Below are 25,914 nucleotides of genomic sequence, written 5' to 3'. Positions count from 1 at the left end.
ACAACCATCAAAACCATGGTGGACAAGCTGCGCTTGTCGCAACTTACGTCGATTTGCAATGCCCGACGAATAGCACAAATTGATCCTTGCTATTATGCGAATAGGAATTATTATCATCTAACACCTACAGGGAGATGACTCATGACCTATTTGATTGATGCTTGGCTTGATCGACCACAGCCTTATCTGCGCATCCTTAATCGTGACACAGGTGAGGTCTGCGCAATGCTTGAGGAAGAAGCACTCGATGAACTGCGGGACATGGGTGATTTAGACCTACACGAGCTGAGCTCCAGCGAGCCTCTGGTGCTCAAAGAACTGGTGCGTAACCTGTTCCTGTTCTGCTACGCCCGAGCCTTGCGCCCTGACGATGATGCCCTTGCACTCAGAAAGAAGCGCGCCAGCACATTGCGTGACCGATATGCCCGGACCTATCAGTCAAGGCACTCAGCGTTTCTGAGCCCGGCCTAACAGCTGCCAGACTCAGCACGCTTTGGCGTTACAGGACTTCGAGCAGCTCGACGTCAAACACCAGTACGCTGTGCGGCGGGATGCTGCCAACGCCCTGAGCGCCATACGCCAGTTCGCTTGGTACATACAGACGCCACTTGCTGCCAGCAGTCATCAGTTGCAGGGCTTCAGTCCAGCCAGCGATGACGCCGCCAACTGGGAATTCAGCAGGCTCACCACGGTCGTAGGAGCTGTCGAACACAGTGCCGTCGATCAGGGTGCCGTGGTAGTGAGCACGAATGGTGTCTTCGCGGGTTGGCGTCGCGCCTTCACCGGTAGCCAGCACTTCGTACTGCAGGCCAGAGGCCAACTGAGTGATGCCTTCACGGCCAGCGTTCTCAGCCAGGAATGCGATGCCCGCACCGGCTGCTGCTTCGGCCTTAGCCTGAGCTTCAGCTTGCATGACTTCACGGATAACCTTGAAGCTGGCGTTCATGTCAGCCTCGCTAACGCGGCTGTCAATGCCCGCAAAAGCGTCAGTCAGGCCTGCCAGAATCGCGTCCAGGCTCACACCCGGTGGCGGATTGTCACGCAGTTGACCGCCAAGTTGACGGCCAATGCCGTAGCTGACGCGTGTTTCGTCAGTAGTAAGATTTAGTTCGGACATGAACTGCTCCGCTGCGGGTTTAAAAGGCCGGCAAGCCTAGCACAAAGCACTCGCAGGCTTAACCACCGCGTTCAAGCCCATAGAAACCCAGTTGGCTTTAGCTCAAAGCAAAGTGCCCGCCCGCTGTAGCACCAGGCGGGCATGTGCTCAGCGTGGGAATGCGCGGACTATTTGTCGTACTTGCTTAACTTGTCCAGGTAACCCATGGCAAACGCTGAGAGCACGAAGGTCATGTGAATAATCACGTACCACATCAATTTGTTGTCTGGGATGTTCTTTGCATCCATAAAGACTTTGAGCAAATGGATGGAGGAAATGGCTACGATGGAGGCCGCGACCTTCATCTTTAATGAGCCGGAATCCATCTTACCCAGCCAGCTGAGTTTCTCTGTGCCCGGGTTGATGTCCAACTGCGACACAAAGTTCTCGTAGCCCGAGAGCATCACCATCACCAATAAACCGCCGACCAGCGCCATATCAATCAGCGAAAGAATGACCAACACCAAGTCAGCCTCGGCCATCGACAAGACATTCGGCAGGATATGAAAGATTTCCTGAAAGAACTTAATTGCCAGTGCCAGCAAACCAAGTGACAAGCCAAAATAGATAGGTGCGAGTAACCAACGCGAGGCGTACATCGCATTCTCAATAAAACGTTCCATGAAGCCTCACGAGGAATAAATTAGCTCGCGATTATACCCGCGCTGCAGCGCCGTAAAAGCCCCTCGAAACACCTTGAAGGACTATTACTCGAGCTGTGGATAACTCTGTGGAGAAATTAACGATTAACCACGCAAACGCCTGCAACACGAGCATTGCTGAGGCGTTATGGGGAGCGGTTCAATCAGCTCTCTGGGTGGAACTGATAGTCACCTAAGTTACAGCAGCGACCGCTATTCAACTGGCGCAGCTCAGATTGTAGATGCAGTCGCCAAATCAGCAAGTCCGTGCAGTAAACATAACCTTGGTTAGCCAGGCTCTCGGCTATTCCGAGCAACACGCCCTCTGCCACAGAAGGCCCATAGAATGGCCCTTGCGCTTTGATGACAGAAGGTTGAGCGCCAGAAATACCGGCAGCGCAGATCAGCGTCCAAAGTCCATTTTCGCCGGCCAGTGGCAACACCACGCATTCGATACGTGTGACCAAACCCAAGCATTGACGTGTGAGGCAGAGACTACGCGGCATCGCGGCGACCCTCTCATGATCAGAACTACAGCCTACACCCGAAAAGCACTCATAGGGAAGCCACACACCGCCCCTCAAGACCTGTGGGTAAGTGTGTGGATGAACACTGAAGTAGGGATACAAGGGGAAAGCTGCGAACTAGCGCTCAAATACTCAGACCTCACCCGTATTGAGCGCTATTACAGCAGGTTATTTCTCTAACTTTTCGGTCTTAGAAATAGCCGGTTTTTTTGGCGTAGGCTTTTTTACCGGCGGATTTTCAGGCGGTTTTGGCATGGCTTTAGCGACTTTTTCGGCAAGCACTTCTGGCTCTTTATCGTCTTCCTCCATCCCCATCTCGGCAATTTCGCGCAAGCGCTCAACGACTCGAGCGTTGACACTGCCGCTTGGAAACTGGCCTTTGTCGTTGGGTGACCCGGCGTCTTCGCCCACCAACAAACTCAACGCCTCATCGACCTGGCGCACGGCATAAATATGAAACTGCCCTGCGCGCACCGCTTGCAGCACACGCTCATCCAACATCAAAGTGGTGACGTTGGACTGCGGAATAATCGCTCCCTGATCCCCCGTCAGGCCGCGCGCCTCACAGAGGCGGAAGAACCCTTCGATCTTCTCGTTTACGCCGCCAACAGCCTGCACTTCACCGAACTGATTGATCGAACCGGTGATTGCAAAGCACTGCTTTAGCGGGGTGCGCGACAAAGCGGAGATAAGCGTGCAGACCTCACCAAGCGAAGCACTGTCACCATCGACATAACCATAAGACTGCTCAAGGGCGATGCTTGCAGAAATCTCCAGCGGAAACTCCTGAGCGTAGCGACTGCCCAGATAACCGGTCAGAATCATCACCCCTTTGGAGTGAATCGGCTGCCCCAGATTAACCTCACGCTCGATATCGACAATGCCTGAACCGCCCGGATACACCGTGGCCGAGATCCGTGCAGGTACACCGAAATCGGAATCCCCGACCTGCAAAACTGTCAGCCCGTTGCACTTACCCACGGCAGCGCCGTTGGTGTCGATGAGGATAATCCCCGCCAACATGTCATCAATGATGCGTGCTGAAACCCGCCCTGTGCGGGTGGCCTTGGCTTTCAGTGCGCGCTCGATATGGCCCACATCGGTTACCGTCTCATTAGCCAATTGCCGAATAAAGTCCGCTTCGCTGACCAACTGGAACAAGTCACCAATACGCGCCGACAACCGCCCTTGATGCTCAGCCAGACGCGCACTATAGGTAGCCAGCCGCGCAACCGCCGCCGCGGTCAACGGTGCCATGCCTTCTTCTGAGGTACGGGTTTTCATCAACTGCGCGAATTGCTCAAGGCTTTCGTCAGCCAACGGAATGTCTTCGTCGAAATCGACCAGAACCCGAAACATCTCCTGAAAGTCAGGATCATGATCCTGCAACGCGTAATACAACTGACGCGCACCGATGATGATGACTTTGATCTGCAGCGGAATGACCTGCGGGTTAAGGCTGACAGTGGCAATACGGCCCAGATCACCGAGGGGTGACTCCATCTTCAGTTGCCGCGAATGCAGCGCACGCTTGAGCGCATCCCAGACAAAAGGTTCGCTGAGCATTTTCTCGGCTTCAAGAATCAAGAAACCGCCATTGGCCCGGTGCAGCGCGCCCGGCCGCAACTGGCGATAACTGGTATAGAGCGCGCCTTGGTCGTTGTTGTATTCGATACGGCCGAACAGGTTGTCATAGGTTGGGTGCGGTTCAAAAACCACCGGCGCGCCACCATCAACGTGATGCCCCACCACCAGGCTCGGGCAGTATTGTTCTTCAAGCATCTTGCGGGTTTGCGCGTCGACCTTCTCAACATCAACCAGCTGCTCGACCACGGTTTTCAGCAGGTTGACCTGCACGGCCTGAAGGTAGGCGCAGATTTCTGCGTTCTCGGCATATTTCTCGGACAGCGGCGACAACAGCGGCTGCAACGCAACGGTGATGGTTTCTTCGTTCAACTGGCGCAGTTGGTTACTCGACTCTCGCTTCCACTGCGGCAGGCTGGCCAGTTCTTCATTCAGGCGTTCCTCAAGCAGTGCAATATCGACATGGAAGCGCTCGCGATCGGCTTCAGGTAATTGGGCAAACTCAGCTTCATCCAATGCCTTGCCTTCAAGCATTGGGGTAAAGGCGATATTGGTGCTGTCGCGGTAAAGCGCGATGCCTTTTTCCAGCGACAGACGCTCGATCACGTCCAGCGCCTGGTCGTACCGCTTATTGAAGGCGCGATCAATGGCGCTCTTCTTCTGCTGATAAGACGGGTGCTCGAATACCGCTGGGAATGTCGCCAGCAGGTTGTCGATGAGTAAATTGATATCGGCAATAAACTCCCCGGCTGAGCCGGCGGTCAGCTCAAGCACGCGCGGTTCACGTGGCTCATCGAAGTGATTCACATAAACATGATCGGCTGGCGTATCCATACGCTTGCCTTCAGCCTTGAGGTAACGCTGCACAAAGGAGAAACGTCCTGTGCCAGGCTCGCCCATGACAAAGACGTTGTAACCAGGACGCGGCATCGCCACGCCAAACTGCAGGGCTTCTACTGCACGCTCCTGGCCTAAAACACCGCGAAAAGGCTCCAAGTCATCTGTGGTGGTGAAATTAAACTGCTCGGGAGCAAAAGGACGGGTTAGAGCGTCAGGCGCTAGCCGTAATTGGGTAGCAACAGATTCAGGCATTGGAAATCCTTGTACGGAGGGCACACGCGATAGAAATAATCGCCGCTTCGGACGCTGATCACAAGCGAAAGCAGTTGATCAATTTCGACTAATTTTTATCTAGCGCACATTTGTGCTGAACAAGCATGGACTCTCACCGACTCACAGCCCATCGCTCAGCACAGGCCAAACAATAGGCCGTTGCAGGCAAAGCCTGTAGTCGAGCGGACTCAATGGGTTCGGCGCACTTTAAACATTGGCCATAGGTGCCTTCAGTCAGGCGCAACTTGGCAAGCCCTACCGCATGCCTCCCCTCCTCGGCTTCAGCCAGCAGCGCTTCGAGCACTTCATCGTTCTGTCTTTGCGTCGCCTGCTCTTCAGAGTCTGGCGAATGACTGTCCGACAAGGTTGAGCGGATAGTGGTGGCACGGGCGCTGTATTCGCTGAGCAATGCATCAAGCGCCGCAGATGGATCGAACGCTGTCATGACAGGCTCCTCACGGATCATCTGCCTACAGTGTGTGACTTTATTGGGCAACCTGCACGCACCAATGTTATGAATTATACAAATAGCCACATAAACAGATCGCCACGATGTTGATCCATGGTCTTGACACAAACCGTCAGCATCGCCAAAGCTCCAGTCTGGCCTTTCGTATAAGAACCTTAAACATTGAAACGGATTTTGGCAGTCTTGGCGGCAACCTGCTGCGTAGCGGTACAGGCCGCCCCGAATATCCCTGAAGCGCGGTTGCAAGCATTGGCTGCACAACCTTTCTGGATATCGTTGGGCCACTATGAAACCGGCAAACTGGGCGGCTGGCGCAGCTATATCGACGATGAAGATTTCTTCATTGCCGACAATGGCGACAGCGACCCAGCAGCAGAGTTAAGCGCCACAGTCAAAGCCTTGTACGCCCCGGCCACGCTTGCCGATGAACATGCCCAGTGTAAATACCCTGCACGCACGCGCTGGTTGAGGGATCAGCTTGCTTTAACTGATTTGCCAAAGCCGGTATGCCAGAAATACAACGAGTGGATGACTGAAGTCTCACCGCACAGCACTGTCCTGGTATTCCCCGCCGCCTATTTGAACAGCCCCTCTTCAATGTTCGGCCACACACTGCTGCGCATCGACCAGGCTGACGTCGACAGCAACAACACAGCCCTGCTCAGCTACGCGCTAAATTTCGGTGCATTTATCGAGGGCATGGACAACAGCATGCTCTACGCGTGGAAAGGCCTAATGGGCGGCTACCCGGGCTTTTTCGCAGTGGTCCCTTATCGGGAGAAACTGGCGGAGTACCGCAGCTTGGAGAACCGTGACCTGTGGGAATATCGGCTCAATCTCACGCCAGAAGAAACCCAGCGCATGATGGAGCATGTCTGGGAGCTCAAGGATATTGAGTTCGACTACTTCTTTTTCGATGAAAACTGCTCATTTCGGTTACTTGAACTGCTTGAAGTTGCCCGCCCCGGTATCGAGCTGACGGACGACTTCCCGATCACAGCCATTCCAACCGACACCGTGCGTGCGGTTGAAGAAGCCGGACTCATAGAGCGCATTGACTATCGCCCATCCCGGGAGCGCGAACTACTCGGCCGTGCCAAACAACTCACCGATGACGAACAACAGTGGGTGCTGCGCTTGGCAGCCGATCAAACGGCGCTAGATGCCCCGCAATTTCAGCAGTTGCCACAAGCCCGCCGGGCCTTGATTCAAGATGGCGCATTCCGCCTGTTGCGCTACCAATCCACCAGTGGCGAACGTGACTCAACCACCTCCGCTCGCAGTTTTAATCTACTCAAGTCGATCAATCAAAACCCACCTCCATTGCTTGACCTTGAGCGCCCGGACTTACCCGAAAATGGCCATGAGTCGCGTACTTGGCAGCTTGGTGCTGGCAGCCGTGGCGATAAAGCCTTTGCCGAATACGGGCTGCGCATGGCCTATCACGACCTCAACGACAATCTCTACGGCTTCCCAATGGGTGCGCAGATTGAGATCGCCCAGTTAAAACTGCGCCAATACGAAGGGAATCACTGGCAACTGCAGCAACTCGACCTGGCCAAAATCCGCTCGCTGACGCCGCGTAATGAGCTGCTCCAACCTTGGTCATGGCAAGTTTCAGGCGGCGCTGAGCGGGTTGCGGGCAAACATGATGACGAGTCTTTAGCCACATACCTAACGGGCGGTGGCGGCGGCACCTGGCAACTGACTGACAACACCTTAGCGTTTGCCTTAGCCACGGCACGGGTTGAAAACAACCGCGACTTTGCCGCTTTTATCGCGCCTGCAGCCGGTTATAACGGCGGCCTGTTATGGCGAAATCCTCTGGGTAATCTATTGCTGGAAGGTAAGGCGGACTACTTCTATAACGGCGAAATACGCCGCAGCATCAACTTGACCCAGCAGTGGGAAATATCACCTGACCTCGGCCTGCGCTTCAGCGCTGCACGTGACTTCAGCCACCTGAGCACGCCGGAAAACACCTTAATGCTGGAACTCAAGTGGTATAACTATTGAGGTTTGTATTGACCGCCGATAGTTTGGCAAGGGTGTGACAAGCGCAGCTTGTCCACCACGGCTCATTCAATAACCCAATGAGCCTGTAGAAATGGTGACCGAAAAGAGCGTCGACCGCCCTACGTGAGCGACTTGGTCATGACGATTATCTTCTCTTCGCCTTCGTACACTTCACGGACAGTCTGGTAGCCCAAGCGTTTGTAAAAGCCTTCAGCCGTAATTGACGATGGCACACTCAGGTTGCCGATCGAGCGCTGCAGCGCCAAGGCTTCAATTTGCTTCATCAATGCCACACCGACACCACGGCCTTGGTATTGCGGTAAAACAAACACCGAGCGAACAGTTGCACTGTCCAAACTGGCAGTCGCAATAACGCCATCGGCGTCTAAGGTGACATAGGTATCGCGCGTCGCCAAGCGGCTAGCTACTTGAGCTGGAGAAAAGTGCTCGGGCAGCGCGGCGATAAATTCCGGAGAGTAATCCTTGGCATTGGTTTGTTTGATCGCGCTGATGATCACCTCACTGATCGCCGAAGCATCGTCTTGTTGAGCCTTACGAATCAAAAACGTCATGGCTATTCAGCGCTGGCGTTAAGTTGATTGAGTAAGGCCCTGCAATCCAGCGCATAGTGATCAACCAGCTCAGGCCAGGGGTTAGCCGGCAGGTTGACCAGCACACTGTAAGCACCAGCAGCGCGCGCGCATTGCAAGTCGAAATGGTAATCCCCGACCATCACCAACTGGCTTGGCCTCACTTGCCAACGCCTAGCTAAACGCAGCAAACCATCAGGGTCTGGCTTGGGCAGCGCTTCACCACGGCCAATCACATCCGCGCTGGCAAAGTAGTCGCCAACACCAATGGCCTGCAGGGTCAGAAGCGCCAGCTCATGGGCGTTGCGGGTCAGAATACCCAGTTGAACACCGCGCTCGGACAGCTCGCCGAGCAACTCGACTGCACCCGGAGCTGGCTGGGCATTAAGCGCCAACTGGCGTTCATGTTCCAGCAACCATGCATGCTTGGCCTTGGATTCGGCGTCAGGCAACGCCGCGAGGTGATGCAAAATATCCTGCTCAAGGGGTATTTGCAGCTCGCGCTTGATCGCCTCGAAGTCATGTACGGCCAGGGTCAGGGTGCCGTCCATGTCGAACACCCAATGCCGCGCCTTACTCAGGCTCATTTCCAATCTTCACGCAGCCGGATCAAGCCTTCTTGGGCCACCGATGCGACCAGCTTGCCCTGTCGGTTAAAGATGCTGCCACGGGCAAAACCCCGCGCATTTCCCGCCCAAGGGCTGTCCATGGCGTAGAGCAACCAGTCATCCATGCGCAGGTTGCAGTGAAACCACAACGAATGGTCGAGACTGGCCACCTGCATAAACTTCTGCCACACCGAAACACCGTGCGGCAGCATCGAGGTGGTGAGCAGATTGAAGTCAGAGGCATACCCCAGAATGTATTTATGCAGTGCCGGGTTCTCAGGCAGCGTCCCGTCAGCCTTAAACCAAACGTACTTGGCTGGCTCGGTCACTTCGGGGTTGAATGGATTACCCAAAGTAACCGGGCGGATGTCGATTGGCTTGGCGCTCAGCGCGCGCTCACGCATGCGCTCGGGCAGCAGGTGCGCCACTTGGCGTGCCAGTTCGGTCTCCGACTGCAAATCCTCGGGACCTGGGATATCGGGCATTTCAATCTGATGGCTGTAACCTGACTCATCGGCCTGAAACGAAGCACTGCACGTAAAAATGGGCTGGCCCTTCTGAATCGCCATGACCCGACGCGTGCTAAAACTGCCGCCATCACGCACACGATCAACCTGATAAACGATTGGTAAGGTGGGATCGCCCGGACGCAGGAAGTAACCATGCATCGAATGCACATGACGGGCATCATCCATGGTCTGGCTCGCGGCTGAGATGCACTGGCCAAGCACTTGACCGCCAAACAGCTGGCGAAAACCCAGATCCTGACTGACCCCGCGAAACAGGTTTTCCTCAATGGTTTCGAGGCTCAATAGCGCCACCAAATCATCCAGAACTTTACTCATCAAACCGCTCCTTTCCGCCTGCTGCGGTTGGTAATCGTAACCTTGGGTAGGCTGGCAGCGCAGTTAAACGCTCATCCCAAACAGCCTTACCCAAAGTGAAATGGTAGAGACTTTGCCAACGGGTGTCGGCCAAGCCTAGTAATTCATGCACTGCATCATCGAAATAACAGCCAATACCTGTCGCCGATAACCCAGCGGCCTCTGCTTCTAAATACAGTAACTGGCCAATTTGACCGCACTCCCAATACAAGCGCGGATAGCGCCATTGCCCTGCCTCAAGCGCAGCATCAAATCGTGAAAGCATGGCCATGGCCACACAACCATCGCTGGCGATGTCTTGCGAACAGGACAAAAACGCTGCCAGTTCACGGGCATCGCCCTCCAACAAACGGTACAGCGGCAATTGATCATCCACCCGCTGCCAACTGAAGTCACCGCGCAAGCCAGACTCCGGTTGCCCCGTCACCCGTGCCAACCAATAAAGCCCCGGTTGCAATCCTTGCACGCGGTGGACAAAAACCACTAGATCGACCTGCGCCGGTTCACCCGTCACAGCAAATGGCACGGGTGAATTATCTGGCATCAGCCGGCGCAACCAGGCCAACAATAACTCAGCATGGATGCCCGTTTTGCCGTCCATGGATTGGGCGCTGCGTCTGCGCTGCAAAATAGGTCGTAGCGCCAGCCCCGGATTATCCGCGCACATACGCCCTGCCTCAGCTTGCCAGCTTTGTGCCGGACGCGCTGGAGCCCGACACAGCGCCTGCACCCTCTGCAACTCCGGCCAGTCGCGGTAATGACGCGATAAACGATTCGGCGTTACAGCAAGCTCAAGAGCGGACACACCCTGAATCAAGGTCGCAGGCAGCGGAAACTCAGCCGCTTGCGCAGGGCCAACCCATAACAAACAGTCGGCGTGCTCGACTTCGGCAAACCCTTGGCGGTCCAGCCCGAACAGTGCATCGAGTTGCGTTTGAGCAACTGAATGCAGCATGCGTACTTGCCAGCCCTGCACATTGGCCGCAATCGCCAGTGCCGCCAATGCATGGCCAAGGTCATGATTACAGTAACGGTACGCACGCTCGCCGTACTTCCATGCCTCGCGCCAAGCAATACTGCTCAAGCCGATTAACATGCCCCCGGCAGGCAAGGCATCACGTAGCTGCTGACCCAGTGGGGCGGCCAGTTCACCGCGCACCTCCAGGGCGTGAGCATCTGGCGCGTAATGCACGAGCAAAGCCGATGGCTCAAGCGCACCCGCCGGAATCAGAGCATAGGCCTCGGTCGGGTGCAAATTGCCAGACGAAGGATTGACCCGCAGCGCCCAACGGGTTGCGCCGGCTTGTTTCCATGCGGAAACCGCCAGACTGTCGTAAAACAACTGCGAGATGCTCGCTAAATCTAACCCAGCGCACGCCTGCGTTGATTCACTAAAGGCGCTGTCATAGGCCGGTGATTCTTCATGGGGGCGGTGCCACAATTCAATCAAGCGGGCGCTGTTATAGCGGCGAAACGGCGCAGGCTGAGTCGCCCAGTCAAGTTGCCCTGGACCGGGCGCAAAGTTACCGGGCTGATGCTTGCTCAGTTGATGATAAGCCCTGACAAGATCACTCATTATTTCGTTGCCAATCTTCACGGGTAAGTCGGTAAAGCACATGCTGGCGCAGCGCATGGCCATGGGGCAAGCGCGGATGCTCAAAATCCTCCTGTCCGTCATGCTGCATGCCAAGGCGCTGCATTAATCCCCGCGACGGCGTATTAGCCGGCACGGTGAAAGCGACGATCTGCTCCAACCCAAGCTGGGTGAACGCACAGCGCAATGCAGCCTGCGTCGCTTCCAAGGCATACCCCTGACGCCAGTGATCCGAGTCCAGTCGCCAGCCAATTTCCACCGCTGGGGTAAAGGCCGCCTCAAAACTGACATGCTGCAACCCCACTGTTCCGATCAAGCCGGGCTGATCAACGCGCTCGACCACCCACTGACCAAAGCCGTGGTCAGTAAAATGCTGGATAATTCGCAGGGCCAAGGCATCGCTTTCCTGCACCGACATACAACCGGGAAAGTGACGCATTACCTCTGGGGTGGCATTCATTGCGGCGAACGCAGCTAGGTCGTCCTCACGCCAAGGGCGCAGGATCAAGCGCTGGGTTTGCAGCTGGATCAACTCGCTCATCGTTACTCCACTTGAGTCGTCATGCTCCACAGCGCCATACTTGCAGACCGCTGGGAACACTTATAGAAGTCATTGTATGCGTCTGCCGCTGGTCTATCATCCCGACTACAGCCCGGAGTTTCCTGTGGAGCACCGCTTCCCCATGGAAAAATTCCGTCTGCTGCATGATCACCTGATCGACAGCGGCATTGCATGCGCCAGTGAATTGCTAAGCCCAGCGCTATGCCCAAACGAGGTTTTGGCTCTGGCTCATTGCCCGGACTACATCGAGCGCTACATGAGCGGCGAGCTGCCCTATGCCGATCAACGCAGGCTTGGCTTGCCCTGGAGTGCAGCGCTGGCGCAGCGTACCGTCCGCGCCGTTGGCGGTTCGATTCTGACTGCTGAGCTAGCGCTGGAGCACGGCATGGCGTGCCATTTAGCGGGCGGCACCCACCATGCGCACTATGATCACCCGGCCGGATTTTGCATCTTCAATGACCTCGCGGTGATCAGCCACTACCTGCTCGAAGCGGGAAAAGTGCAACGTGTCTTGATCTTTGATTGCGATGTGCATCAAGGCGACGGCACTGCACGTTTGCTAGCTAATACCCCAGATGCCATTACCGTATCGCTGCACTGCGAGAAAAATTTCCCCGCGCGCAAAGCCGAGAGTGATTGGGATATTCCATTGCCCATGGGCATGGGCGATGCCGAGTACCTGCGCGTGGTCGATGATGCACTCAACTACCTGTTGCCGCTTTATCAGCCTGACATCGTGCTCTATGACGCGGGGGTTGATGTGCATAAAGATGACGCCTTGGGTTATCTGAAGCTAACCGACCAAGGCGTCGCGGCGCGCGATGAGGCGGTATTACGCCACTGCGTGGGTCGCAATATTCCCGTGATGGGCGTTATCGGCGGCGGCTACGACAAAAACCGCAAGGCACTGGCGGCACGTCATGGCATCTTGCATCACAGCGCCGCACGGGTGTGGGCTGAGCGTATGTAATGCGCTGGTGTAGAATGATCGCCATTCCTTTCGCGATATGACTGACCCAACTGATGACAGCTGATGCCCCTGCTCACCCAAAACAGGTTGCCATTATTGGCGGAGGCCCAGCCGGCTTGATGGCCGCTGAAGTGCTAGCGCTGGCCGGGGTCAAGGTCGAGCTGTTTGATGCCATGCCCTCGGTGGGCCGCAAGTTCCTGCTGGCGGGTGTCGGCGGCATGAACATCACCCACTCGGAAGCAAAACCTGCGTTTATTCAGCGCTATGCTGAGCGCAGCGCAGAAATCGGCCAGTTGCTCACGGAGTTTGATGCCGATGCCTTGCGCAACTGGATTCACGAACTCGGCATTGAAACCTTTGTTGGCACCTCAGGCCGGGTCTTTCCGACAGACATGAAAGCCGCACCGCTACTGCGCGCCTGGCTCAAACGTCTGCGTGAACACAACGTTAGCATCCACACCCGTTACCGCTGGCTGGGTTGGACCGCTGACGGCCAACTGCGCATGAGCAATAGCGACGGTGAATTCCACCTGACAGCTGATGCGACACTGCTGGCACTCGGCGGCGCGAGCTGGGCACGGTTGGGCTCTGATGGTGCCTGGGTTGAGCTGCTGCAAAATCGTGGCGTGCAAATCAGTCCATTGCAGCCAAGCAACTGCGGCTTTGAAGTTGCGGGTTGGAGCCCATTTTTGCAGGATAAATTCGCCGGTGCACCGCTGAAAAATGTCAGCCTGAATATGTCCGGTCAGCCCCCGCGCCAAGGTGAGTTTGTACTAACGGCCAAAGGTATCGAAGGCAGCTTGGTCTATGCACTGTCGGCGAAAATCCGCGAGCAGATCAACCAGCACGGCAGCGCCACGGTTTACCTCGACTTGCTGCCGCACAACGATATAAACAGCCTAGAAAAAGCGTTGAGCAAGCCACGGGGCTCACACTCCATGGCCAAGCACCTGCATCGCCAAGCCAATATTGACGGGGTAAAAGCCGGATTACTGCGCGAACTGACGGCGCCCGAGCTCTTCCAGCAACCTGAAAAGCTGGCTCAGGCCATTAAGGCCTTGCCGATTACCTTGGTAAAGCCCCGCCCGCTTGATGAAGCCATCAGCACTGCTGGCGGCGTGCCTTTCAGCGAACTGAATCAGCAGCTAATGCTCAACAAACTGCCCGGCACCTTCTGCGCCGGCGAGATGCTTGACTGGGAAGCCCCCACCGGCGGCTATCTGCTCACGGCCTGCTTTGCCAGTGGCCGGCAGGCAGGCTTGGGCATGCTCGATTGGTTGGAAAATTGCTGAGAAAGGTAACAAGCGAGGAGTCATAGCGGCTCTATCCATGGCTCACGGAACGAGGTTTCACACAAAAATCTTTTTTCGTCCTTGCTGCAGCCCTTTCAATTCGGGCCTTTCAGGCGGGCCGCGCAAAAAATTGCGCAGTTTTACTCTGCTAGAGTGCGGGCTGAGTAAATTATCAAGACCAAAGGAATGGCGATGATACCTACAGCACGACTTGGCGACCTGCATGATTGCCCAATCGCAGGCCACGGCAAAACACCTATTGTCTCAGCTTCACCTGACGATCAAATCAATTTTCTCGGGGCCGCTCGAGTGGGTGATAAATGCGGCTGTGGGGCCGTAATCACAACGGGCTTTCCTTCTATTGTCGTCAACAATCGACCGCTGGCCTATGTCGGAAGTCGTTCGAGTCACGGCGGCACCATCGTTTCAGGAAGCCCCGATACTTTTGGTGGCTTCGGTGGTGCAAGCAGTGACATTGTTGATTTCGCCCAACTCGGCACTATCCGAAGCGACGGCTCGGTCGACGATGCGCGAATGACGACGCTGCTAAAGAATCCAAACCTAATGCAGCAAGCCTTAGTTGAAGAGCCATCGCCAGTTGATGCGAGCAGTGCGCTGGTTGAGCCCATGGCTAAGGCGCAACCGCAAGATCCCGGCTTTTATATCGTCCCGCAAAGCACGACAGTTCAAGGGCTTGAATCACAACTCTTCACCTCGCCAAGCGCGGCTGTACTCAATAAGTTCAAGACGCTTAACCCAAACCTTGGCCAGGTCAAAGCGGGTCATATGATCGTGCTCAGCGACCCGAACAACCAGCAGTGCACACGTGAAGAAGCGCTGCTGATGGAAGCCGCTTCGAAAGTCAATGCAAGCTTGGAATCGCTGACGCCAGATGAAGCGGACTTTATGGCCCGCAACCGTGACGAAATTGAGTCATTTCTTACACAAGGTTCAACATCCATAGGCATAGGCGAAGCAATATTTGCCAAGCATCTGGATGCTGTGAGCAACTCACTGCACAGCATTGATAGCTTGCACCAACGATCCTTCCAACAGTATGGGCACTTACGCTCCCCGGAGTTCTTCGCAGAACGCCAGCGGCTGTTCAGCCAGCTTGAAATGCAATTGACCTCACTCACTAAAAAAGGCATCGGCTTCCCAGATCATCCCGACCTCAAGAGCGCTTTAGGCATATCAAGCCGGAGTTTGGTACATCACTGGACAAAGGCTGGCGCCCCCAGCCAAATCCCCGGCTATGCAACCCACATAAACGGAGTCGCCCGAGCCGCCAAATACATAAAAGTGGGCGGCTGGATTGGTACAACTGTTGGCGCTGGGGCCTCGTATATGAAGGTCAAGGATGTTTGTACAGCGGGCAATACAGAGGCATGTGAGCGAATCAGACTTACCGAAACAGGGGCGTTTGCAGGGACTGTTGGTGGTGGTGCAATAGCTGGTTTGATGTTAACTGGCTCCACTGTTGCATCTATGTGTGTCGCGCTTGGTGTTCCGACTGGCGGTTTAGCCACTTTGGCTTGCGGCATTGTGGTAATTGGAGCAGGTTCTTTTGCAGCCGGCGCACTTGGAGCCACTGCAGGGGAAGCAGTGGCTGAAAAGATTTATGAGGTTGCTCAATGAGTTTGAATACAGCAGATAAAGTTTTTTTAGCTGTTGGATTGATTGATTTTGCAGGGATATTCATCTGCCTAGGGGTCGCGCTTCATATGGCTTATACCAAGATGGATTTGATGCTAGTGCACTTAAAGAATTGTTCCGCTGTCATGGCTCATGCCCCGCTTAGACATGGTGGACCTTGGGGGAAGCTCTTGCTGGTCGGGTGGATAGCTGGGGCTGTTACGTTTCCAAAGTATTACCTGAAGCATGGCGGCGTTAGCATTGAAGATCTGAACGGTTTTCCGGCCCAGCTAAAGCGAAAGCTGGTAGCGATGAAATGGGCCTCAATAGGACTTTTTTTGGTAATGGCAGTTCTTGCTGTGGTGGTTAAGCTTGACCTTGTGTAGCCCTCGGCGTCCCAACTGGAGGAATGGGGGCTCTAGCGTGCGGTCTTGTGGTGGTCGGGGCTGCATCCTCCGCGGCAGGAAGCATTGGTGGAAAAATAGGGGAGGCGGCTGGAGAGTTTGCAGCAGATATAGTTTACAGGCCTATGAAATGAATACCGCTAAATTTATAATTGGTGGCCTCAGTTTTTTAACGTTATTTTCAATGTTTATTTGGATTAGCGTATGTCTACATATGGCGTACACCAAAATGGATTTAATGTTGGAGCACCTAAAAAACTGCTCAGCCATTATGGCTCGTGCCCCTCTCAGGCATGGAGGTCCATTGGGAAAACTGCTGCTAATAGGCGGGATTTCGGGAATCGTGACATTCCCTAACTTTTATCTCAAAAATGGCGGTGTGAGTGTTGACGATTTAAATAATTTCCCACTTCCACTCAAACGTAAATTAGCAATATTGCAGTGGTCTGTGATTGTACTTCTATTGCTCATGCTCGCTCTTGGAGCAGTACTCCAGCTAAAGCTTGTGTAGTACTCAGGATTTTAACTGTAGGCATTGCCACTTTGGCTGGAGGTGCTGTTTTAGGTGCTGCAGGCGAGGAGTTTGGCGAAGTCATTTATGAGCACAGCAAATGAGTAGTGCAGAGTTCATGTTTGGTTATCTTGGTGGTGCGGTGCTTCTCGCCTTATTAATTTGGATTGGCGTCGCACTGCATATGGCTTACACCAAGATGGACCTAATGCTGGAACACCTGAAAAACTGCCCAGCCATCATGGTCAGAGCGCCCCTCCAAAATGGGGGTCCTTGGGGAAAGTTGCTTCTTGTTGGGGGTATTTCCGGAATCGTGACGTTTCCCAGCTTTTATCTCAAAAGAGGTGAGCTAAGTTCAGAGGACTTAATCAATTTTCCCGTTCGGCTTAAGCGAAAGCTCGCAATCTTACAATGGAGCGTAATTTGGCTTTTGTGCTTCGCTTTCTTGCTATGGGTTATAGGGAAAATCGTGGGTTGGCACAATTGACAGGCCTTGTTTTTGCAAATGCTCGTTCTTATTTGGTGGTTAAGCTTGACCTTGTGTAGCCCTCGGCGTCCCAACTGGAGGAATGGGACGCTGGTATGCCCCAGCGTTGAGATCCTCAAAGCAGACCCACGACAATAAAGAACAGCAACGCCACCGCACCGGCTGCCAAGCAATATGGCAATTGGGTGTTGATATGGTCGATGTGATCATTGCGCGTGGCCATCGAGGTGACGATGCCGGTGTCGCTGATCGGTGAAATTGAATCACCAAAGATCGAGCCAGAGATCGCTGCACCAATTAGCGGATAAGGGTCAACCCCGGTGGCAGCCGCGATCTGGATACCAATCGGAATCATGATCGCGAAGGTGCCCCAAGAGGTGCCGGTCGACAGGGAAATACCGCACGCCACTACAAACACGAAGGCAGCCGACAAACCGGCCGGCACATAATCATTGATGTGCTGCGCCAGATAACCACCGACATTGAGGTCGCCACTGATATTGCCGATCAAGAACGCCAAGGTCATCACGACCGTCAACGGCACCATTGACTGGTAACCGGCCAACAGCTCACGAAAGTACTCATCGACCGTTAGAATCCGCTTGATCAACAGATACTGCACAGCACCCACCAACTGACCACTGAGCACACCCCAAAGCACTGCTGTCGAGCCTGAACCTTTGCTCAGTTGCCCATCGCCGGTGATATACAAACCGATGGGCACACTGATAATCATCGCAAACAGTGGCAGCAGCAAGTTCCAGACGCTGTGGGTGCTTGGCTCACGCACCGAGCCTTCATCAAACTCAGCCATCAGCGGAATCGCGCCTTCACGTAGTTCAATCCCCTGCGCCGCACGTTGATTTGCTCGGCGCATACCGGCAAACGAGAAGCGACTGAAGATGCTCAGCAGAACAAAGCCAATCGACGCCCACGCATAAGCGTTGTAGAGCATCGAGTGAGCAAGAATATTGAATGGCTCACCACTGACAAAGCCCTTGCCGACTTGTAAGGCGATGACGCCCATCATCGCAGCGCCCCAGCCGTTGAATAAAATCGACGACCACACACTAAGCCCGGTGCCCTGGATCACATAAGCCATTTGCTCACGCGACACTCGGTACTTGCTGGCCAGCCCGCTGGTCACAGTACCTGCCGTCAACAGCGACAAATTACTCTCGATAAAGATCAAGGTTGCGATGGCCATGCCCAGCAATTGCGTACTGATTGGCCCCTTCACCACCCGTTCACGGTCAGTCAGCAACTTAACCAGACTGGCCATACCGCCGGTGATGCGCGCCAAGTGGATAATTGCGCCGACCATCAAGCCAAACAATAAGGTTTTAACTGCGCCATCGGATTTGAAAACATCCACCAAACCCTGCGCAGAGCTGGCCAATGCAGTACCAAGATTGAAGTCCGAGAGCACTAAAAAGCCGGCGATAACACCAGCGACTAATGACAAAATCACCTGCCGGGTCACGACTGCTAAAAAAATCGTCAGCAGTGGTGGCATGATCGACCATATTCCGTAATCGGTCATTTAAGCCCCTTGATTAGCGGATTCAACGGCGGCAAAACCACGTTGCAGGTCAGCGATCAGATCATCGGCATGCTCAATACCAATAGACAAACGCAGCAGATTCTCGGTGATGCCAAATGCAGCTTTTTGCTCATGGCTAAGCGAGCAATGGGACATGCTGTAGGAATGGTTGATCATACTTTCAACGCCGCCCAGGGAGTCGGCCAAAACGAATATCGACAATTGCTCGATAAATTTTGCAGTGCCTTCGCGATCAGCCTTCAGCCGCAATGACACCACTGCACCGCCATTGCGCATTTGCCGCTGACCAAGGGCGTACTGTGGATGGCTGGGTAGCCCCGGATAAAACACCGCATCAACTTGCGGGTGATTACTGAGAAACTCAGCCACACGCTGCGCATTGCTGGTCTGACGCTCCATACGCACATCCAGTGTCTTCAGCCCCCGCAACGCCAAGTAGCAATCGAACGGCCCTTGCACCGCACCAATGGCCATGCTGATGCGGCGTAAGCGGCGTAATAAATCCTCATTTGCCGCCACCACCACACCGCCAATCAGGTCGGAGTGGCCGCCGATATACTTGCTCGCGGAGTGCATCACCAGATCCACACCTGACTCAATCGGGCGCTGATTCCAAGGTGAGCAAAAGGTGTTATCCACGCAGGTAAGAATTCCATGCTCGCGGGCGAATGCCGCCACAGGTGCAATATCAACCAACTGCAAAATCGGATTGGTTGGGGTTTCAATCCAAATCAGTTTTGTGTTGTCGGTACGGCTGGCAGCAAGGGCCTCAAGGTCATTGAGATCGACATAGCTCACGGTCAAGCCAGAGGTCTTACTGCGGTAGTCGTTAATTAACCGGAACGTACCGCCATAGACGCCCGCCATCACAATTACGTGGGCATCTTTTTCCAGCAACTCAAACACCGTAGAAGTGGCTGCCATGCCGGACGCGCAGGCCACAGCGCCACTACCGCCCTCCAACTGGGCGATGCAGCTTTCATAAGCATGACGTGTTGGGTTACTGACCCGGCTGTAGGCGTATTCGCTGTGCTCATCAAGCCCCGGCTGGATAAATGAGCTGGCGGTGACAATAGCAGGGAAAATGGCGTTATCGGCGTAGCTCGACTGATCACCGGCGTGGATCACCTGAGTCGAGAATTTGGCTTTGTTCTGGCTCATTGTGAAACCCCTTATCAGTCGAAAATAGCGAATAAAACGCACCCTCGTAGGGTGTGTCAAAGCGAAGCTTGGCCACCATGGCCTGCGTAAAAATCCCGAAAGCCCAAGACCGTTATGGTGGCCGAAAAGAGCGTCGACCACCCTACAAGAGCATTAACCCCGGCGCCATCTATGGCCACCAATAGCGCCCGCCGTGGCCAAAGTGAAGCTTGGCCACCATGGCCTGTGCAACCCCCGGCGAATAGCCGAGACCGCTATGGTGGCCGAAAAGAGCGTCGACCACTCTACAAATCCCACTATCTGGGGCAATAATGGGTTACTTGCTGCGCTTGGCCGGCTTGCCACCAAAGCTTGGTACTTTGCGGATTGCCTTGATTGGTGGTTCCGCTGGTTCATCACTTTCCATCCAGCGGCCCAGGCTGCCTGCCTTGTTCCCACCCGGCACTTTCGGCTTTTTAGGTTTCTTCGGCTTTTTGATCACCGCGCCACCGGCCACCGTCTGCGGTACACGATGATCAGGAATAAAGTCAGGCTCATCGACGCGTTTCAGCAACTGCTGGGTCAGGCTTTCAATGGCGGCCAGCAGTTGAACTTCATCGGCACAGACCAACGAAACGGCCTCCCCCGTCGCCCCCGCACGCCCGGTACGGCCAATACGGTGAACATAATCTTCGGCAACAATCGGCAGGTCAAAATTGACCACCAAGGGCATGTCGTCGATATCCAAACCACGGGCTGCTACGTCAGTGGCCACCAGTACCTTGACCTCGCCCTGCTTGAAACGTTGCAAAGCGCGTAAACGAGTGGGCTGTGGCTTGTCGCCGTGAATGGCATCGGCGCTGATGCCGTTACGCTGTAGTTCGGCCTCGAGTTCATCAACCCCTTTACGGGTCTTGACGAAGACCAGCACCTGCTGCCAGCCCTTGCTTTTATACAGGTGCAAAAACAGCTCGGCTTTGCGCTTTTTATCCACAGTGACCAACCACTGCTTGACCGTCTTAGCCGCCGCATTGCGCGTGCTGACTTCAATGCTCAGCGGGTCGCGCAGCATCTCGCCAGCCATGCCACGAATGGCATCGGAAAAGGTCGCAGAAAACAACAGGGTCTGGCGCTTTTTCGGTAAGGCACTGAACAGGTCATCCAGCTCACGGGCAAACCCCAGATCCAGCATGCGGTCGGCTTCATCCAGCACCAGCACTTGCAGCTGATTGAACTTCACTGCGTTCTGCCGATACAGATCAAGCAGTCGTCCCGGGGTTGCCACCAGCACATCGAGACCTTTACGCAGCTTCATCATCTGCGGGTTGATGCTGACCCCGCCATACACCGCGTAGCTGCGCAGCGGCAGGTGTTGGCCGTAAGTCTGAAAACTTTGCTGCACCTGTTCGGCCAACTCACGGGTTGGCACCAGTACCAGCGCGCGAATGCAGTTGCTGGCGACACTGGGGCCTTCCATCATCAAACGCTGCAGCACTGGCAAGGCAAAGCCTGCGGTCTTGCCAGTGCCGGTTTGCGCGGCAGCCATCAAGTCACGACCTTGCAGAATCGGCGGTATGGCTTGCGCCTGCACAGGCGTTGGGGTTTTGTAATCAAGGCCGTCGAGGGTGCGCAACAGCGGCTCAATCAAATTGAGCGATGCAAAAGTCATGGTGAGTAACCTGATGAAGTGACGCGAAAAGAATGCCGCCTAGTTTAGCAGGCTGCGCGAGAATGCAGGTGCTACGCGCCCGCTAGCGGTTTCAAGCCTGACGCAGGCGTTCCAGCGCCACAGGCATCTTGGCCGCAGGAATTTTCTGCAAGGCACAAAACAGCTCATGGGAAACAGCGGCGATGCCATGGCGATCACGCAACAAAGCGCTCATAAAACAGGTCAAATTGGCGGCCATTTCAGCATCTGCCAAGGCCCGGTGAGCTTGACCAGTGGATGGTAGCTGCGCCCAGCGGTTGAGATTACCCAGTTTGTGACTCGGCGCTTGTGGCAATAATCGCCGCGACAGCAGTAAGGAACAGGCAAATGGCTGTACACGTTTGCGTTTCACCAAGGCTAACTCAGCGTCCCAGAATTTCTGGTCAAATGCGGCGTTGTGGGCCATCAGCGGGATATCGCCAACAAAATCAGCCACCTCGTTCATCACCTGAGCAGCAGGGGGTGCATCGCGCAGCATGGCATTACTGATACCGGTGAGCTGCTGAATAAATGGCGGCACCCAAGCTCCGCTATTCATCAAGTTTTGATAACGCGCAACAATCTGCCCATCTTGCACGATGGCAACGCCAATTTCGGTGGCACGGGCATTTTGCGCCGGCGACATGCCGGTGGTTTCAAAGTCGATGACAGCAATTTGTTCCACGTAAAAATCCTGAGAGTTAAGGGTTACAGCGGTGCCGCTGACGCAGCACGTCTCAATTGAATTGAGTCACTGCAGAAGGGGTTACTTGAGCAGCAATGCGCCTTCTATTGGCACATACAAGCTGGCGGCGCGCATCAGGGCTTGGGCGGTCAACTCCGGTACGCCGTATGCAATGGCTTCAACACCATGGCTGCTGCGAATTTTATCGAGCAAGATGGCAAAGTCTCCATCCCCCGACGCCAGTACCACTTCATCGACCCGGGGCGCAGCATCCATGATATCGATGGTGATACCCACATCCCAGTCGCCCTTGGCCGAGCCGTCACTACGCTGGATGTAAGGCTTGAGTTTCACTGTGAACCCAAGGTTGCGCAGTATTTGCTGGAACTGCTGTTGCTTGGGGTCGCCACGATCAATCGCATAGGCGTAGGCTTCCACTATTTCGCCACGCTTGCTGACTTCAGCCCAGAGCGCCGAATAGTTGAAGTGACAACCATAGCCTTGGCGCACGGTGTAATAGAGGTTTTGTACGTCGGCGAATAGGGCGATTTTTTTCACCGGATTTCCTCGGTTGGCGGCTGACGAGCAACAGCATGCACGTTAAAGTCGATGGCCAGTATGCCAGCCCCAAAGATATGCCGCAGAAAAAAGGCCAGTGAGCCGATAAAACCACCTGCATACTGACCAATCGTTTGCCTGCCAGCCCAAAGCAGCCTCCTGATCAAAGGTGAATTATGCACGCAGCTGTCCAACTCAGCTCGGCCACAGCCCTACTGACCATCGATATGCAGCAAGGTATTGCCGGTGTCACCACGCCCCGCAATAACCCAGGTGCAGAACAACAGATCGCAGCCTTGCAACAGCACTGGCGCAACGCAGCTTGGCCACTGGTGCATATTCGTCATATTTCACGGCAGTCAGATTCAGTATTTGCACCGGGCCAGAGCGGTGCGCTGTTCCAATCAGCGTTTGAGCCCAGAGCCCATGAATACGTGCTGGAAAAAAATGTCACTGACGCATTCTGCCATTCTGCACTTGAGCGCTGGCTGCATGTGCGCGGTATCGAGCAAGTCGTCATTGTTGGTGTTGCCAGCGAGAACTCAGTTGAAGCTACGGCGCGCAGCGCCAGCAACTTGGGGTTCACAACGCTGGTGATCAATGACGCCTGCTACACATTTAACAAGACCGACTTTGCCGGGCATCCACGCAGCGCGGATGAGGTTCACAATATGGCCATGGCCAATCTCCGTGATGAGTATGCGCAGGTGTTAAGTTGCCACGATCTGCTTGAGCGATTGACCGCCCAGCCCTGACTCAGGTCATACAGGGTTACAGCTTGGGGTATTAACACGCACGCCGTGCTTGGGCTGAGTCAGGCAGATCGGCTAAAGTGACGTCTTTTAGCGACCCTTTAACACGTGATTAAGACAACGATGAATATCCCTGCGATTCTGCGCGATTCCTGGTTTTTCTTTAGCACGAACCTGCTGAGCATCGCCAAACTGTGCCTGCCACTGATTCTGCTTGAGGCGTTTATCCATCAGTGGATCAGCGATATCGCGGGGCCTGAAAACGAGATGGTTTATGGCGTCATGCTCGGCCTGCTGTTTTATCCGCTGTATACCGGCGCCTTGATTTTGTTTCTCGATGCGCGCAGCCGAAATGAATCGCCTCAGGTTCGTAATTTGCTCGCTGCCAGCCTGCGCATGTGGCCAACCTTTGCCCTGCTCACCGCCATCAGTACGCTGGTCATTGCCCTCGGCGCTTCGCTGTTTATCATTCCCGGCTTGTGGTTCATGATCAAGCTGGCCTTTGCTGAATACCTATTGGTATTGCGCGGCCTTAGCCCGATCAAAGCCCTGCATGAAAGCTTCGAGATGACCCGCGGCTACTTCTGGCACATTGCGGCCTGCGTACTGATCGTGATGGTGCCGTTATGGCTGCTTAGTGGCTGGTTACAATCCACTCAAGGCGATAACGTGGGGGTGCTCACCGAGGTACTGCTCAATAGCGCCGATAACTTCTTGCAACTGTTTGCCAGCGTCGTGCTATTTCGGATGTTTATGCTGCATAAACAGCAGCCTGCCGAGGGTTAATCTGCCGTCTTAGGGTTACTCGAAGAGGCCTGACGACTCTAGGCCATAGTATTGAGCGCGGTGCTTTATCCAACCTTCCGCACGCAGTTGCTGCAACACTTGGGTGATGCGTTCTACCGCAGCAGCATGATCGCCAACCCGGCTGAACCCCAGATACAACTTAGTATGACTCGCGGGCTTGTAGGCGGCTTTGGCGATGAGCTTGGCCTTGCTGGGATCACGCAGTTCGTGGTCAACCTGACAATCAGTGCCGACAAAAGCCTGAATGCGCCCACGGGCCAGCATTCCCAAAAGCTGCGACTCATTATTCACTGCGACTTTATTAAGGCTTTTATCGCTGTCGAAGGGTTCAAAATAGGCTGAATCGAGCACATAACCGATGCGTAAACCGGCAAGCTGCTGGTAAGTCGTCAACAATGGCGCTGAATCAGGTGCCACGTAAATACGCGGTGCACACGCCATATAAGCCGGTTCTAAGTAATTGATATAGCGCTCACGCTCTGGGGTTTTCGCCAATCCGGCCATCATGTCCGCCCGACCTGACTGCAACGCTGCCAACCCCCTTGCCCAAGGTGCGCGCTCGACGACTAACCTGTAACCGCTGCGCTGCTCCACTTCATGCAGCAAATCTATATCCAAGCCATACAGCTTGCCGTTGTTAGTCAGCATCCGAAACGGTGGCCAGACATCGGTCATGACCTTGAGCGATAGCGACTCAGCTGCAGCCTGAAAGCTCAGCAACAGCGCAATCACCAGCCAGGCCACCTTCACTGCCCCGCCTCCGAACGCCGGGGCTTTAATCCGGACAAACGCGGCAATAACACCCGTTCAAACAAACGTGGAAAGAAACGCGCCAACAGCCGAGCGCGCCAGTTGACGTTGGACAACACCAATAACCGCTTACGCTTTAACGCACCTTGGTAAATCGCTTCAGCAACATCTTGCGCGGAGGCGACCTTGCCTATCGTCAAGGGTGGCTGCGCTGCTACTGAGCCGTCGCCAACCAAGGCGTTTTTTCGTAGATCTGTCGCGGTAAAACCAGGGCAAACCAACATCACATTGACGCCCGAACCTTTGAGCTCAGAACGCAAGGTCTCGAACAAACCATGCAGAGCATGTTTGCTGGCGTTATAGGCACTGCGGTACAGCAATGGCGCAAAACCAGACAATGAACTGAGTACGATGATTTGCCCACCGCGAGCAATCAAGCTCGGCAACGCCGCTTTGGTGCAGTGCACAGCGCCAAAATAGTTGACGGCCATCACTCGCTGGAAAACGCCAAGCTCGGTGTCGGCAAAGTTGCTGCGGTGGGTCACACCGGCGTTATTGACCAACACATCGATACCGCCAAAGCGCTCCACCGCAAGCGCCACAGCATGCTCGACCGCTTGAGCATCGGCGACATCGCAACACAGGCCCAATGCCTCAACATTGTGGTGATCTTCAAGGTGCTGAATCAGACTGTCGAGCGACTCTTGCTGCAGGTCAAGAATCACCAGTCGCGCGCCACCTTGTGCCGCTCGCATCGCGATGGCGCGGCCTATACCGGCGCAACCACCGGTAATGAGCACGACTTTGCGGTCGAACACTTTGCTGGCGAATACCTTGCGGTGCATTGAACGCCCTTATTAGTTGTAGTGTTAGTGCGATAAACGGGTTAAGCCCGATTCTGCAACTGCCGCCATGCGACCGCCATTAC

The 25,914-nt window shown here is 54.8% G+C and carries 26 protein-coding genes and 1 pseudogene; 10 read left to right on the top strand and 17 right to left on the bottom strand.

Annotated elements, in window-relative coordinates:
• Nucleotides 1-141 precede the first annotated feature (141 nt).
• A pseudogene (locus ACIGCM_RS18430) lies at nucleotides 142-363 on the top strand (hypothetical protein); the annotation flags it as partial.
• A 136-nt stretch (nucleotides 364-499) separates the two neighbouring features.
• On the opposite strand, the gene ACIGCM_RS18425 reads toward ACIGCM_RS18430, so the two are convergent.
• From ACIGCM_RS18425 to ACIGCM_RS18405, 5 genes are all read right to left on the bottom strand, one after another.
• Entirely contained in the window at nucleotides 500-1,117 is a 618-nt protein-coding gene (locus ACIGCM_RS18425) for an FKBP-type peptidyl-prolyl cis-trans isomerase (RefSeq protein ID WP_397503507.1), read from the bottom strand.
• 167 nt (nucleotides 1,118-1,284) lie between these two features.
• Entirely contained in the window at nucleotides 1,285-1,779 is a 495-nt protein-coding gene (locus ACIGCM_RS18420; RefSeq protein ID WP_397503506.1) for a TIGR00645 family protein, read from the bottom strand.
• 182 nt (nucleotides 1,780-1,961) lie between these two features.
• Nucleotides 1,962-2,303 carry a hypothetical protein gene (locus ACIGCM_RS18415; protein ID WP_397503505.1) on the bottom strand — a complete coding sequence of 114 codons (342 nt, stop codon included), beginning with the start codon at nucleotides 2,301-2,303 and terminating at the stop codon, nucleotides 1,962-1,964.
• A gap of 189 nt (nucleotides 2,304-2,492) precedes the next feature.
• Entirely contained in the window at nucleotides 2,493-5,000 is a 2,508-nt protein-coding gene (locus ACIGCM_RS18410; RefSeq protein WP_397503504.1) for a Lon protease family protein, read from the bottom strand.
• Nucleotides 5,001-5,133: 133 nt separating this feature from the next.
• Nucleotides 5,134-5,466, bottom strand: a complete 333-nt coding sequence (locus ACIGCM_RS18405; protein ID WP_397503503.1) for a TraR/DksA family transcriptional regulator — start codon at nucleotides 5,464-5,466, stop codon at nucleotides 5,134-5,136.
• 186 nt (nucleotides 5,467-5,652) lie between these two features.
• Between ACIGCM_RS18405 and ACIGCM_RS18400 the strand changes: the two genes are divergently transcribed.
• Nucleotides 5,653-7,506, top strand: coding sequence for a DUF4105 domain-containing protein (locus tag ACIGCM_RS18400; protein ID WP_397503502.1), 1,854 nt, complete (start codon nucleotides 5,653-5,655; stop codon nucleotides 7,504-7,506).
• Between the two features lie 119 nt (nucleotides 7,507-7,625).
• Here the strand turns inward: ACIGCM_RS18400 and ACIGCM_RS18395 are convergent, their stop codons facing one another.
• Genes ACIGCM_RS18395 through ACIGCM_RS18375 form a run of 5 tightly spaced genes read right to left on the bottom strand, consistent with a single transcriptional unit; the run spans nucleotide 7,626 to nucleotide 11,723 of the window.
• Nucleotides 7,626-8,078 carry a GNAT family N-acetyltransferase gene (locus tag ACIGCM_RS18395; protein WP_397503501.1) on the bottom strand — a complete coding sequence of 151 codons (453 nt, stop codon included), beginning with the start codon at nucleotides 8,076-8,078 and terminating at the stop codon, nucleotides 7,626-7,628.
• A 2-nt stretch (nucleotides 8,079-8,080) separates the two neighbouring features.
• Nucleotides 8,081-8,683, bottom strand: coding sequence for an HAD family hydrolase (locus ACIGCM_RS18390; RefSeq protein WP_397503500.1), 603 nt, complete (start codon nucleotides 8,681-8,683; stop codon nucleotides 8,081-8,083).
• Complete coding sequence (gene tesB / locus ACIGCM_RS18385) at nucleotides 8,680-9,549, bottom strand: acyl-CoA thioesterase II (protein WP_397503499.1); 870 nt, start codon at nucleotides 9,547-9,549, stop codon at nucleotides 8,680-8,682. Before tesB ends, ACIGCM_RS18390 begins: the two co-directional genes overlap by 4 nt.
• Complete coding sequence (locus ACIGCM_RS18380; protein ID WP_397503498.1) at nucleotides 9,542-11,164, bottom strand: nitroreductase family protein; 1,623 nt, start codon at nucleotides 11,162-11,164, stop codon at nucleotides 9,542-9,544. Before ACIGCM_RS18380 ends, tesB begins: the two co-directional genes overlap by 8 nt.
• Nucleotides 11,157-11,723, bottom strand: coding sequence for a GNAT family N-acetyltransferase (locus ACIGCM_RS18375; protein ID WP_397503497.1), 567 nt, complete (start codon nucleotides 11,721-11,723; stop codon nucleotides 11,157-11,159). The genes ACIGCM_RS18380 and ACIGCM_RS18375 overlap by 8 nt, the downstream gene beginning before the upstream one ends.
• Before the next feature lie 76 nt (nucleotides 11,724-11,799).
• On the opposite strand from ACIGCM_RS18375, the gene ACIGCM_RS18370 reads away from it, so the two are divergent.
• The 6 genes from ACIGCM_RS18370 (at nucleotide 11,800) to ACIGCM_RS18345 (ending at nucleotide 17,043) form a co-directional block, all read left to right on the top strand.
• Nucleotides 11,800-12,714 (top strand): histone deacetylase, encoded by a 915-nt coding sequence (locus ACIGCM_RS18370; protein ID WP_397503496.1) that lies wholly within the window; start codon nucleotides 11,800-11,802, stop codon nucleotides 12,712-12,714.
• A 53-nt stretch (nucleotides 12,715-12,767) separates the two neighbouring features.
• Nucleotides 12,768-14,006 carry a TIGR03862 family flavoprotein gene (locus ACIGCM_RS18365; protein ID WP_397503495.1) on the top strand — a complete coding sequence of 413 codons (1,239 nt, stop codon included), beginning with the start codon at nucleotides 12,768-12,770 and terminating at the stop codon, nucleotides 14,004-14,006.
• Between the two features lie 192 nt (nucleotides 14,007-14,198).
• Nucleotides 14,199-15,644 carry a PAAR domain-containing protein gene (locus ACIGCM_RS18360; protein ID WP_397503494.1) on the top strand — a complete coding sequence of 482 codons (1,446 nt, stop codon included), beginning with the start codon at nucleotides 14,199-14,201 and terminating at the stop codon, nucleotides 15,642-15,644.
• Complete coding sequence (locus ACIGCM_RS18355; RefSeq protein WP_397503493.1) at nucleotides 15,641-16,027, top strand: hypothetical protein; 387 nt, start codon at nucleotides 15,641-15,643, stop codon at nucleotides 16,025-16,027. The genes ACIGCM_RS18360 and ACIGCM_RS18355 overlap by 4 nt, the downstream gene beginning before the upstream one ends.
• Nucleotides 16,028-16,175: 148 nt before the next feature.
• Nucleotides 16,176-16,556 carry a hypothetical protein gene (locus tag ACIGCM_RS18350; RefSeq protein ID WP_397503492.1) on the top strand — a complete coding sequence of 127 codons (381 nt, stop codon included), beginning with the start codon at nucleotides 16,176-16,178 and terminating at the stop codon, nucleotides 16,554-16,556.
• Between the two features lie 100 nt (nucleotides 16,557-16,656).
• Entirely contained in the window at nucleotides 16,657-17,043 is a 387-nt protein-coding gene (locus tag ACIGCM_RS18345) for a hypothetical protein (RefSeq protein ID WP_397503491.1), read from the top strand.
• 115 nt (nucleotides 17,044-17,158) lie between these two features.
• On the opposite strand, the gene ACIGCM_RS18340 is transcribed toward ACIGCM_RS18345, so the two are convergent.
• From ACIGCM_RS18340 to ACIGCM_RS18320, 5 genes are all read right to left on the bottom strand, one after another.
• Nucleotides 17,159-18,586 (bottom strand): Na+/H+ antiporter NhaC family protein, encoded by a 1,428-nt coding sequence (locus ACIGCM_RS18340; protein ID WP_397503490.1) that lies wholly within the window; start codon nucleotides 18,584-18,586, stop codon nucleotides 17,159-17,161.
• A complete protein-coding gene (locus ACIGCM_RS18335) occupies nucleotides 18,587-19,768 on the bottom strand; it encodes a trans-sulfuration enzyme family protein (protein WP_397503489.1) in 1,182 nt (393 codons plus the stop codon).
• Between the two features lie 316 nt (nucleotides 19,769-20,084).
• Entirely contained in the window at nucleotides 20,085-21,416 is a 1,332-nt protein-coding gene (locus ACIGCM_RS18330) for a DEAD/DEAH box helicase (protein ID WP_397503488.1), read from the bottom strand.
• 91 nt (nucleotides 21,417-21,507) lie between these two features.
• Nucleotides 21,508-22,119, bottom strand: coding sequence for a PolC-type DNA polymerase III (locus tag ACIGCM_RS18325; protein ID WP_397503487.1), 612 nt, complete (start codon nucleotides 22,117-22,119; stop codon nucleotides 21,508-21,510).
• Between the two features lie 81 nt (nucleotides 22,120-22,200).
• Nucleotides 22,201-22,677, bottom strand: coding sequence for an NYN domain-containing protein (locus ACIGCM_RS18320; protein ID WP_397503486.1), 477 nt, complete (start codon nucleotides 22,675-22,677; stop codon nucleotides 22,201-22,203).
• Between the two features lie 176 nt (nucleotides 22,678-22,853).
• Here ACIGCM_RS18320 and ACIGCM_RS18315 point away from each other — a divergent pair, with 176 nt between their 5' ends.
• Together ACIGCM_RS18315 and ACIGCM_RS18310 are read left to right on the top strand one after the other, a co-directional pair.
• Nucleotides 22,854-23,432, top strand: a complete 579-nt coding sequence (locus tag ACIGCM_RS18315; protein WP_397503485.1) for a cysteine hydrolase family protein — start codon at nucleotides 22,854-22,856, stop codon at nucleotides 23,430-23,432.
• 120 nt (nucleotides 23,433-23,552) lie between these two features.
• On the top strand, nucleotides 23,553-24,215 hold the full coding sequence (locus ACIGCM_RS18310) for a YciC family protein (RefSeq protein WP_397503484.1): 663 nt from the start codon (nucleotides 23,553-23,555) through the stop codon (nucleotides 24,213-24,215).
• A gap of 15 nt (nucleotides 24,216-24,230) precedes the next feature.
• Here ACIGCM_RS18310 and ACIGCM_RS18305 read toward each other — a convergent pair whose 3' ends face one another.
• Both ACIGCM_RS18305 and ACIGCM_RS18300 read right to left on the bottom strand, forming a co-directional pair.
• Nucleotides 24,231-24,986, bottom strand: coding sequence for a substrate-binding periplasmic protein (locus ACIGCM_RS18305; protein WP_397503483.1), 756 nt, complete (start codon nucleotides 24,984-24,986; stop codon nucleotides 24,231-24,233).
• On the bottom strand, nucleotides 24,983-25,831 hold the full coding sequence (locus ACIGCM_RS18300; protein WP_397503482.1) for an SDR family oxidoreductase: 849 nt from the start codon (nucleotides 25,829-25,831) through the stop codon (nucleotides 24,983-24,985). The genes ACIGCM_RS18305 and ACIGCM_RS18300 overlap by 4 nt, the downstream gene beginning before the upstream one ends.
• Between the last annotated feature and the right edge of the window lie 83 nt (nucleotides 25,832-25,914).

This window comes from Pseudomonas sp. NPDC078700 (genome assembly GCF_044542375.1).
Classification (GTDB): Bacteria; Pseudomonadota; Gammaproteobacteria; order Pseudomonadales; family Pseudomonadaceae; genus Aquipseudomonas.
This window is presented reverse-complemented; position numbering and strand designations above follow the sequence as displayed.